Origin of the sequence: Prauserella endophytica, assembly GCF_005146945.1 — a bacterium.
GTDB classification, from domain to species: domain Bacteria; phylum Actinomycetota; class Actinomycetes; order Mycobacteriales; family Pseudonocardiaceae; genus Prauserella_A; species Prauserella_A endophytica.
This window is the reverse complement of sequence record NZ_SWMS01000059.1, coordinates 1-9,527: the sequence shown is the minus strand read 5'-3', so window position 1 is coordinate 9,527 and position 9,527 is coordinate 1. Positions and strand designations below refer to the sequence as shown.

The 9,527-nt window shown below is 70.8% G+C and carries 13 protein-coding genes; all 13 read left to right on the top strand.

Annotated elements, in window-relative coordinates; translation table 11 throughout:
• A partial coding sequence (locus tag FCN18_RS38525) for an HK97 family phage prohead protease (RefSeq protein WP_206078097.1) occupies positions 1-1,770 on the top strand: 1,770 nt, incomplete at its 5' end.
• A 2-nt stretch (positions 1,771-1,772) separates the two neighbouring features.
• Positions 1,773-2,183 carry a hypothetical protein gene (locus tag FCN18_RS38520; RefSeq protein ID WP_137097539.1) on the top strand — a complete coding sequence of 137 codons (411 nt, stop codon included), beginning with the start codon at positions 1,773-1,775 and terminating at the stop codon, positions 2,181-2,183.
• On the top strand, positions 2,180-2,572 hold the full coding sequence (locus tag FCN18_RS38515; protein ID WP_137097538.1) for a phage head-tail connector protein: 393 nt from the start codon (positions 2,180-2,182) through the stop codon (positions 2,570-2,572). Before FCN18_RS38520 ends, FCN18_RS38515 begins: the two co-directional genes overlap by 4 nt.
• Positions 2,569-2,937 (top strand): hypothetical protein, encoded by a 369-nt coding sequence (locus tag FCN18_RS38510; protein ID WP_137097537.1) that lies wholly within the window; start codon positions 2,569-2,571, stop codon positions 2,935-2,937. The genes FCN18_RS38515 and FCN18_RS38510 overlap by 4 nt, the downstream gene beginning before the upstream one ends.
• A complete protein-coding gene (locus FCN18_RS38505; protein ID WP_137097536.1) occupies positions 2,937-3,368 on the top strand; it encodes a hypothetical protein in 432 nt (143 codons plus the stop codon). The genes FCN18_RS38510 and FCN18_RS38505 overlap by 1 nt, the downstream gene beginning before the upstream one ends.
• A 2-nt stretch (positions 3,369-3,370) precedes the next feature.
• Entirely contained in the window at positions 3,371-3,721 is a 351-nt protein-coding gene (locus FCN18_RS38500) for a hypothetical protein (protein WP_137097535.1), read from the top strand.
• On the top strand, positions 3,718-3,987 hold the full coding sequence (locus FCN18_RS38495) for a hypothetical protein (protein WP_137097534.1): 270 nt from the start codon (positions 3,718-3,720) through the stop codon (positions 3,985-3,987). The genes FCN18_RS38500 and FCN18_RS38495 overlap by 4 nt, the downstream gene beginning before the upstream one ends.
• Positions 3,988-3,995: 8 nt before the next feature.
• Positions 3,996-4,187: a hypothetical protein gene (locus FCN18_RS38490; protein WP_137097533.1), complete on the top strand. Its 192-nt coding sequence runs from the start codon at positions 3,996-3,998 to the stop codon at positions 4,185-4,187.
• A gap of 26 nt (positions 4,188-4,213) precedes the next feature.
• Entirely contained in the window at positions 4,214-4,705 is a 492-nt protein-coding gene (locus FCN18_RS38485) for a hypothetical protein (protein WP_137097532.1), read from the top strand.
• Positions 4,706-6,721: a hypothetical protein gene (locus tag FCN18_RS38480; protein ID WP_137097531.1), complete on the top strand. Its 2,016-nt coding sequence runs from the start codon at positions 4,706-4,708 to the stop codon at positions 6,719-6,721.
• The gene (locus FCN18_RS38475) at positions 6,718-8,106 is read left to right on the top strand and encodes a hypothetical protein (protein ID WP_137097530.1); all 1,389 of its coding nucleotides are present in this window, start codon (positions 6,718-6,720) and stop codon (positions 8,104-8,106) included. The genes FCN18_RS38480 and FCN18_RS38475 overlap by 4 nt, the downstream gene beginning before the upstream one ends.
• An 85-nt stretch (positions 8,107-8,191) precedes the next feature.
• A complete protein-coding gene (locus FCN18_RS38470) occupies positions 8,192-9,331 on the top strand; it encodes a DUF5047 domain-containing protein (RefSeq protein ID WP_137097529.1) in 1,140 nt (379 codons plus the stop codon).
• Positions 9,328-9,527, top strand: a 200-nt coding sequence (locus FCN18_RS38465) for a hypothetical protein (RefSeq protein WP_137097528.1), incomplete at its 3' end; no start/stop codon positions are given. The genes FCN18_RS38470 and FCN18_RS38465, both read left to right, overlap by 4 nt.

The window sequence follows — 9,527 nt, the reverse complement described above, 5'->3', positions numbered from 1 at the left end:
ACGTTCGACATCGCCACGTTCAGCGACGACAGCGCGGGCACCGAACGGATCGCGTTCGAGATCCCGGAAGCCGATGCGAACTTCCGGGTCGACGCCGAGAAGCGCACGGTGTCGGGGCTGCTGGTGCCGTGGAACAAGGTGGCCCGCAGCGGATGGTCGAAGTACCGGTTCAACAAGGACAGCCTCACCTGGTCGGACGTGTCGCGGGTGAAGCTCAACCGGGACCACAACCGGTCCGAGGCCATCGGCTACGCCACCAAGCTCGAATCCACGGACAAGGGCCTGGAGGGCACGTTCAAGATCGCTCGCGGCGCCGACGGCGACGCGGTGCTGATGAAGGCCGAAGACAAGGTGCTCGACGGGTTCTCGATCGAGGCCGAGTTCGCCGAGGACGGGTCCAGCTGGGCGCGTGACCCCGACGACGACATGGTGCGGCTGGTCTCCGACGCGCGGCTGGCCGGCGTCGCGATCACCGGATTCCCCGCATTCGACGACGCCCGGGTGTCGGGCGTCAAGGCATCACGGAAGGACAACACGATGGCAGGCAAGCCCGACGCGCCGCAGGGCACCAAGGACACTCCGGCCGCCGGGCCGGACGCCGAGACCGCCGCCGCGTTCACCGCGGCTGTGGAGGCGTTCACCAGCCAGACCGGCGCGTTCACCGACGCGGTCAAGCAGCTCGTCGAGCTGCAGCAGAACGGCGGCGGAGAAGGGCCCGACCACGTCGACCCGACCAAGCGCAAGGCGCAGTTCCAGGTGAACGAGGAGCCGCTGTACCGGTTCGACGGCATCGGCGGCAAGTTCGACTTCTCCAGCGACATCATCGCCATGTCCAAAAAGGACCACGACGCCGAGCGCCGGGTGATCGACTGGATCAAGGAGTGCTTCGAGCCGGGCGCGCGGTTCGTCTCCACCGGGGACGTGTCGAGCCTGAACCCGGCACGGCAGCGGCCCGACCTCTACGTCGACGAGCTGCAGTACCCCACGCCGCTGTGGGACTCGATCAACAAGGGCGCGATCGGTGACAACACCCCGTTCGTGCTGCCGAAGTTCGCCAGCTCGTCGAACCTGGTCAACAACCACACGGAGGGCGTCGAGCCCACCACCGGCAACTTCGCGACCACCTCGCAGACCATCACCCCGTCCGCCGTGTCGGGCAAGGTGGAGGTCACGCGCGAGACCTGGGACCAGGGCGGTAACCCGCAGCTGTCGGTCATCCTGTGGCGGCAGATCGTCCGCAAGTACTACGAGGCTCTGGAGGAGGCCGCCGCCGCGTTGCTGGAGTCGCTCGCGCCGACCACCATCACGCTCACCGCGGGCGCGGTCGACAGCGCACTCGCCTCCGAGGTCAAGCAGGCGCTCGCCGCACTGCAGTTCGTCCGCGGCGGCTTCCGGTTCCGCGACTTCAAGCTCGAGCAGGGCCTCTACACCGCGCTCGCGGACGCGAAGGACGGCAACGGGCGGCCACTGTTCCCGATCCTCGGCGCGCAGAACGCCGACGGCACCGCCTCCCCGCTGTTCGCCGCGCTGGCGATCGCTGGTCTCGCGGGCGTGCCCTCGTGGGCGCTCCCGTTCACCGACGGCGCAGCGTCCAACAGCTACCTGTACGACCGGGAGGACGTGCACGGCTGGGCGTCCGCTCCGCAGCGGCTCGACTTCGAGTATCGGGTGGCGTTCGTCGACATCGGCGTGTGGGGCTACAAGGCGCTGGCCTGCACGCGCGTCGACGGCGTGCGGCGCATCTCCTACGACACCACGAGCGGGGTCTGATCGTGAGCGAGCAGGAGATCCCCCAGCGGCCGCCGACGAGCGGCCCGGGCTCGGGGGTAGCGGCGTGGCGCGAGTACGCGGCCGCCGTGACCGACTCGCCGGCCGAGTCGTGGGCGTCGCTGTCGCGCGAAGAGATCATCGATCTGCTCGCCGCCGAGGGTGTCGAGGGGGCACCCGAGGAACAGGCCGAGACTGACTCGGACGCGGCCCCGGCCGAGCAGGCCTCGGCCGACGAGCCCGGCCAGCCCGTCGACGAGCCCGCCGTCGAGGACGTCGAGCAAGCCGAGGACGTCGAGCAGGCGCCGGCCGCGCAGCCGACGCCGGACCGTCCCGCGGGCGCGCGGCGCCCGGTGTGGATGGTGCCCACCGCTGACGGGTGGGTGCCCGAGCACCAGCTGCAGCGGAGGCGGTGAGCAGCGTGCTGGACACCGATCCGTGGGTCACGCTCGACGAGCTGAAGAACGAGCTGGCCGACGGCGAGGACGTCGGCGACGAGCGGCCCGAGGACCCCGCCGACGATGAGCGGCTGCAGCGGGTGCTCGACGCGGCGGTCGCGTTCGTCGAGCGAGTCCGCAAAGGACAGTTCAACTTCGACCGCGACCCGCTGTGCGACCTGCCCGCACCCGACGCTGACCTCAAGCTCGGCACGCTGATGCTCGCCCGCCGGTGGGACACCCGGCGCCGCTCGCCGGATGGACTGGTGACAATGGTCGACCAGGGGCAGGCGCGGGTGCTGTCGTTCGACCCGGACATCGACCGGCTGCTGCGCCTCGGCCGTCACGCGAGGCCGGTGGTCGGATGAGCACCGCTGAGCTCGTCGCCGAGCGCGCCGAGGAGCTGCGCGCCGCTGCGCGCACCGTCGACGGGGTGCGGGTGTACGAGGACCCCTCGGCCACTGTGCGGCCGCCGGGCGTTTTCGTGGGGCCGCCGCGGCTGCAGTGGCAAGCGATGTCGAGCGCCCCGACGTCGGCGACGTTCGTGGTGATCGTGATGGTCGCGATGGACAAGCGGGCGCTCGGACGCCTGTTGGAGCTGACCCCGCGTGTGGCGGAGGCGATTGACTCGCTGCTGCCCGACGCCGCGGTCATGTCGGCCGACCCGGGCGTGTTCCTCTCCGGCGGCACTGATCTGCCGTCCTACGAAATCACCGTGGAGGTGAGTCTCTGATGGTCCACCAGCGTCGACTGAAGATGATCAACTTCACGATCGCGGGCAACCCGTTCGAGTGCCAGATCCAGACCTGGAACCTCGACCCGGGCGTGCAGGACGGCGACCGGCAGTACACGTTCTGCTCGGATCCGGAGCAGCCCAACAGCTTCATCGAGGAGACCGACGACGAGCCCACGCTGGAGCTGACGTTCTTCTCGGACTGGCGGTCGAACGGGTTGTCGGACTACCTGTGGTCGCACGCGAACGAGGTCGCCGACTTCGTGCTCGACCATCACCCGAACATCCCGGGTGAGCACAAGCGCTGGCGCGGGCAGGTGCTGCTCAAGCCCCCGCCGGTGGGCGGTGACGCACGGGCCACGGAAACGTCCGAGGTGACCCTGCAGATCATCGGCACGCTCGGCGACGGCCTGTACTACGAGGAGCCCTGATCATGGCGCGCGAATCGCTGACGACGCAGCAGATCGTCAAGGACGGCATCACTCCGGCGCTCGCGGGCCCGCCGATCATGGACGGCGACGTGATCGACACCGGCAGGGTGTTCCTGGTCGTGGACAACGCGTCCGGCGCCCCGCTCACCGTGTCGGTGCAGACGCCGGTCACGGTGGACGGTCTGGACCTGGAGGAGCTGGCCGTGACCGTCCCGGACGGGGAGACCCGCTACATCGGACCGCTGAGCCCGTCGACGTTCGGACAGCGGGTCGGCTCGCCGGACGCGGCACGGGCCTATGTGGACTACACCGGCACCCTCGCCGGTGTCACGAGAGGAGTGTTCTCGCTGTGATCGACTTCAAGATCCGCCCGGATGGTGGTGAGCCGTTCGAGGTGACCGCCACCACGCGGGACATCCTGAACTGGGAGAAGGTCACCAAGGGTGCCTCGCTCAAGCAGTTGATGGAGGACCTGCACGCCGGAGACCTGTACAAGGTGGCGCACTTCGCGTCGAAGCGTACGCAGCAGTTCACCGGCACGCTGCAGGAGTTCGAGCAGTCCTGCGATCTCGAGTTCGAGATCGAGGAGGAGAAGGACCCTACCCAGTCGGCACACTAGCGCGGACGGTGGTCGCTCTCGCTGTCGAGACCGGCATCCCGCCCAGCGTGTGGGCCGACGAGTCCGAACGGGACATCATCACCGCCGTCGCGATCTTGGAGGAGCGCGAGAAAGCCGCCTCACGGGGCAAGAGCACACGATCCGCTCGCCGTGAGCCCGGGGCCGGAGGCCCGACAGAAGGAATGCAGCTGTCGGGCTGACCGGTATCCCGGGGAGGTGTGCAGGCGTGGCGAAGCAGGGGTTGACGGTCAACCTCTACATCCAGGGGCTACGGCCCACCCTGGCGGCGTTTCGGGAGCTGCCGAAGGACGCCAACACCGAGCTGCGGCAGCGCTCGCGTGAACTGTCCGAGACCCTCGCCACCCGCATCCAGGCCGCCGCACAAGCCGAGGGCGGACAGGCCGCGTTGCTGGCGCGCACGGTGCGGGCGCAGCGCGACCGGGTGCCCGTGGTGCAGGCCGGGGGCACCCGCAAGCTCGGGCGTCACCGGGCACCGGCGTGGGCGCTGCTGTTCGCCTCCGAGTTCGGCATGAACCGCCGCTCCGGCTGGTACGCCGCGACCCGGTACGGCGGCTCGGCCGGGCGCCAGTACCCGCCGCACTCCGGGCAGAGCGGCTATTGGTTCTTCCCCACGGCCCGCGCGTTCGAGCCGGAGATGGGCCGCCAGTGGCGGCAGGCCGCTGACGTGATCATCCGCAAGTTCGCGGGGGTGGCGTAGATGGCCGCCGGGGAGCGCACAGTCCGCATCCGCTTCGACGGCTCGGTCGCTGGGCTGACCCGTGCGGTGAAGGTGGCGCAGGCGCAGCTGTCGGGGCTGGAGAAACGCACGGAGTCGCTGCGCAGGTCCACCGCCGGGTTCACCGCCGGGGTGAGCCGGTCGGTGGGCGCGCTTGCCCGGTTCGCGGTGGTGCTGGCGTCGCTGGCCTCGGTGCTCAACATCGTCGGCGGGGTGGGCGCGGCCATCGGGGCGATGGCCGGCGCGGCCGGGCTGCTGCCCGCGGCCGGGTTCGCTGCGGCCGGGGCGCTGGCGGCGGTCAAGCTCGGGGCGGACGGGATCACCGCCGCGTTCGAGCGGCTCACCCCGACGCTGGATGCGATGCGGGCCGAGGTGTCGGCCACTTTCGAACGGAGCCTCGGCCCGGCGGTGACCGATCTGCAGGCGGTGCTGCCGCGGCTGACCGGCGGCATTCAGCAGGTCGCCTCGGCACTGGGCAATGCTGCGTCGCAGTTCACCAGCATGCTCAACTCCGGTGCCCGCACCGAGCAGCTGCAGCTCATCCTCGACAACACCGCGCAGATCGTGCGCAACCTCGGCGCGTGGCTCGCCCCGGTCGGTGCGGCGTTCGTCCGCGTCGGCGCGGTCGGATCCACCGCGCTCGCCGGCCTGACCGCCGGTGCCGGCGCTGCGGGCGAGCGGTTCAACCAGTTCGTGCAGCAGGCCGCCAACGACGGGCGCCTGCAGGCGTGGATCCAGGACGGCATCCAGGCCTTCCGCGAGCTCGGCGCGATCATCGGCGATGTCAGCGCGATCGTGCGCGCGGTGTTCTCCGCGCTGAACGACGCCGGACTGGGGCTGGGCGGCACCCTCGGCGCGCTGACCAAGCAGGTGCGCGCGTTCGTCGAGTCCGCCGAGGGCCAGCAGGTGTTGCGCGCGCTGGCCGAGGCGGTCGCCGTCGTCGCGCAGAACGTGTCCACCGTGCTGGGTGCCGCGCTGGCCGCGATCGCGCCGGTCCTGCCCCCGCTGCTGGCCGCGTTCGCGCAGTTCACCACCCAGATCACCGCCCTGTTGGTACCCGCCCTGCAGTTCGTCGGGCCGCTGCTGCAGGGTCTGGCGCTGTTCCTGCAGCAGAACATGACCTGGCTCGGCCCGCTCGCCCTCGCCGTCGGCGGCGTCGCGGTCGCGATCCGCGGCGTGACCACCGCGGTGAATCTGTGGCGGGCGGCCGTGGTCGCCTACACCGTCGCCCAGTGGGCGCTCAATGCCGCGCTCACGGCGAACCCGATCGGCCTGGTGATCGGGCTGATCACCGCGCTGGTCGCCGCGATCGTCGTGGTCTGGAACCGCAGCGCGGCGTTCCGCGAGTTCTTCATCGGCGTGTGGCACGCGATCCAGGCCGCCGTCGGCGCCGTGGTCAACTGGTTCCGCAACGCCTGGAACACCGCCTGGACGTTCATCACCAACCGGTGGCGCGGCATCACCGGGTTCTTCTCCGGCCTGTGGTCCGGGGTGCGCAGCGGCGTGTCCTCGGTGGTGAACTTCTTCCGCAACACCTGGAACACCGCGGTCAACCGGGTGCGCGGCTTCTTCTCCGGGCTGGGCGACTTCGTGGGCGGCGTGTGGGACGGCATCACCACCGGGATCCGCTCGGCGATCAACGCCGTGCTGCGCGTCATCAACACCGCGATCCGCGGCGTCAACGCCGTCACCGGCGTCGTCGGCGTGCCCGCCATCCCGACCATCCCGTATCTCGCCAAGGGCGGCACCGCGCAAGCCGGGCGCACCTACCTGGTCGGCGAGCAGGGCCCCGAGCTGTTCACCCCGGGCCGCACCGGGCGGGTCACCAACGCCCGCACCACCGCTGAGGCGATGGGCGGCACCAGCGGCGGGGCGCAGGTTCTCGAGCTGCACCTCGACCTCGGCGAGGGCATCCGCCAGGTGGTGCAGGTCAACCTCGACCGCCGCGACCGGCAGACCCGGCGCGCCGTGCTGCAAGGAGTGGGGGCCGCCCGATGACCCTGACCGCCACCTACGCCAACGACCTGTCCCGGGTGCGGCTGGCCATCACCGGCGCACCCGCGTCGGCCGACTACGCGCGTGTGGAGCGCTCCACCGACCAGATCACCTGGTCCACGGTGCGCGGCGGCGACACCGTCGCCCTCAACGCCGGGACGGGGCAGCTCGACGACTACGAGTTCACCCCCGGGGTGCCCAACCACTACCGGGCGACCTATGTGGACTCCGCGCCGATCAGCTACGTCGGCGCCGGGACGGCCGCGGCGGGCAACAACGCCCCGGTGACGCCCGGCCTGCCCGCCGGGCTCGTCGACGGGGATGTGCTGCTGATCTGGGCGGCGATCCGCAACACCGAGGGCACCGTCGACACCCCGGCCGGGTGGACCCGGCTCGTCGACGCCGGCAACGCGGCCCTGCTCGGCCGCCGCTACACCGCCGGCGACACCGCGCCGACGGTGACCTTTACCGGCGGGGTGGCGGGCGCGGACACCCTCGCCCAAGCCGCCGGGTTCCGCAACGCCGAGCTCGTCCCCGCGGCCGCGAACACCGTGCTCAACGCCGCCGCGCAGGACATCACCTACCCGGCGCTGACCGTGCCCGGCGATGACCACCTCGTGCTGATCTGCGGATGGAAGCAAGACGAGTGGACCAACGTGGGTATGCCGGTCACCGAGATCGGCGAGCCGTCCAGCGTCACCGGCGACGACGCCGGGATCTGCTGGTGCTACATCGTCGAGACCACCCGCATCGACGTGGTGACCGGGTTCTTCGATATCACCGGCGGGGCCGCGGCGATCTCCCGCGGCGTCACCGCTGCGTTCCGGCCCGCCGACTACGCCGCCCGCGAGCAGACCGTCATCACCCCGGCCATGACCACGGTGTGGATCAAGAACCTGCAGCGGCCCTACCTCAACCGGGCGGTCACGGTCACCGACTTCTCGTCGATCACCCGCCCGGCCCGGGCCGGGGTGTTCGATGTCGTGTCCCGCTCGCTGCCGGTCGCGGTGACCGACCTGCGCGGCTCCCGCCGCTACACCCTCACCCTCACCGCCGCGAACCTCGATGTCGCCGAAGACCTGGAATACTGCTTCGCCACCGGCGAGCCGGTGCTCGTGCACGTCCCGGCCGGGTGCCCATTCCCCGGCATGTACGCCGTCATCGGTGACATCACCATCGAGCGGCACTCCGCGCGCACCCTGCGCCGGTTCTTCGACCTGCCGCTGACCGAGGTCGCCGCCCCGCCCGGCACGATCGTCGGCGACACCGTGTTGTGGGCCGACATCGTCGCCGGGTTCGCCACCTGGGCCGACCTGGTCGCCGCCGAGGCGACGTGGTCGGACGTGCTCGACCGCATCGCCGACCCCGCGGACGTGATCGTGCCATGAATGACTTCAACTGCTGCCCGCGCAGGGCCTGCCGAGGATTGACGCGGCACAGCTGGTGGCGGCACTGGTTCGGGTGGGTGCGCCGATGAGGCCCGTCACCGACCGGTTTCTCGCCACCGTGCGCGGCTCGCACGCCATGTGCGCCCGCGCCCGGATCGTGCCGCCCGGGCTCGTCGGCGTGAACCCCGGCCCGCTCAACCCGGACGGCTCACCCGTGCACGAGATCCCCATCGAGTCCGGCGACGTGAAGCTCGACGCCACCGCCGACATCCGCGCCACCCTCGACCTGACCACCGACCACCCCTGGCCACAGGGCGCGGGCGATCTGCTCACCCCCTACGGCAACGAAGTGTTCGTCGAGCGCGGCATCGTCTACGGCGACGGCGTGCGCGAGTGGGTCTCGCAGGGCTATTTCCGGCTGTACTCGGTCGACCAGGCCGAGGCACCCGGCGGGCCGATCCAGCTCGCCGCCCGGGACCGCATGTCCGGCATCATCGACGCCCGCCCGCTGGCGCCGCAGGAGTTCGGCGCCGGGACCTCGGTCGCGGCGATCTTCGACTACCTCGTCGGCGAGGTCTACCCGGGCGCCGTGATCCTGTTCGACTTCGACGCCGCCACCACAGCCTTCCCCGGCTCACATGTGCTGGAGGACGACCGGTACGGCTTCCTGCGGGACATCTGCGACTCCCTGGGCAAGGTCATGTGGTGGGACTACGCCGGGCGCCTGCGTGTCGAGACCGCACCGGACCCGGCGCAGCCGGTGTTCGCGGTCAACCACGGCCGCGGCGGCGTCGTCGCCCGCGTGTCCCGCTCGCTCGACCGGGACGCCGTCTACAACGCGGTAGTGGCCAGCGGCGAGCAGGCCGGCGAAACCCCGCCCGTGCGCGCCGTGGCGTTCGATCTCAACCCGAACTCGCCGACCTACTGGCACGGCCAGTTCGGCAAGGTGCCCCGCTTCTACACCTCCACGTTCATCACCACCACCGAGCAGGCGCAGAACGCCGCCGACGCCATGCTCGCCCGCGCGATCGGCCTGCCCTACAACGTGGACTTTTCGATGGTGCCCAACGTCGCGCTCGAAGCGCTCGACCCCATCACCGTGTCCTACTCCGACCGCACCGCGCCCGAGACCCACGTGATCGAGAGCTTGACGATCCCGCTCGACGCCGGCGGCGCCATGTCCGCCACCACCAAGGAAAAGGTACTGGGAGGTGCAGTCACGTGAGATCCAGTGATATCGCCGCGCTCCTGGTGGCCGGGATGCAGCAGCAGGTCACCGGCGCCACCGAGCTCGGCTGGCACACCGGTGTGGTGCTCTCGTGGGACGACCTCACCGGGCTCAACACGGTCGAGATCAAGGGCCAGGCGTTCACTAACCTCAAGGTGTTGAGCACCGGCGCTGTGCAGCCGTTCCAGGACGG

Coding starts and splice junctions, on each gene's coding strand:
- FCN18_RS38505 (WP_137097536.1), top strand. CDS start 2,937: ATGGTCCACCAGCGTCGACTGAAGATGATCAACTTCACGATCGCGGGC.
- FCN18_RS38475 (WP_137097530.1), top strand. CDS start 6,718: ATGACCCTGACCGCCACCTACGCCAACGACCTGTCCCGGGTGCGGCTG.
- FCN18_RS38510 (WP_137097537.1), top strand. CDS start 2,569: ATGAGCACCGCTGAGCTCGTCGCCGAGCGCGCCGAGGAGCTGCGCGCC.
- FCN18_RS38480 (WP_137097531.1), top strand. CDS start 4,706: ATGGCCGCCGGGGAGCGCACAGTCCGCATCCGCTTCGACGGCTCGGTC.
- FCN18_RS38500 (WP_137097535.1), top strand. CDS start 3,371: ATGGCGCGCGAATCGCTGACGACGCAGCAGATCGTCAAGGACGGCATC.
- FCN18_RS38470 (WP_137097529.1), top strand. CDS start 8,192: ATGAGGCCCGTCACCGACCGGTTTCTCGCCACCGTGCGCGGCTCGCAC.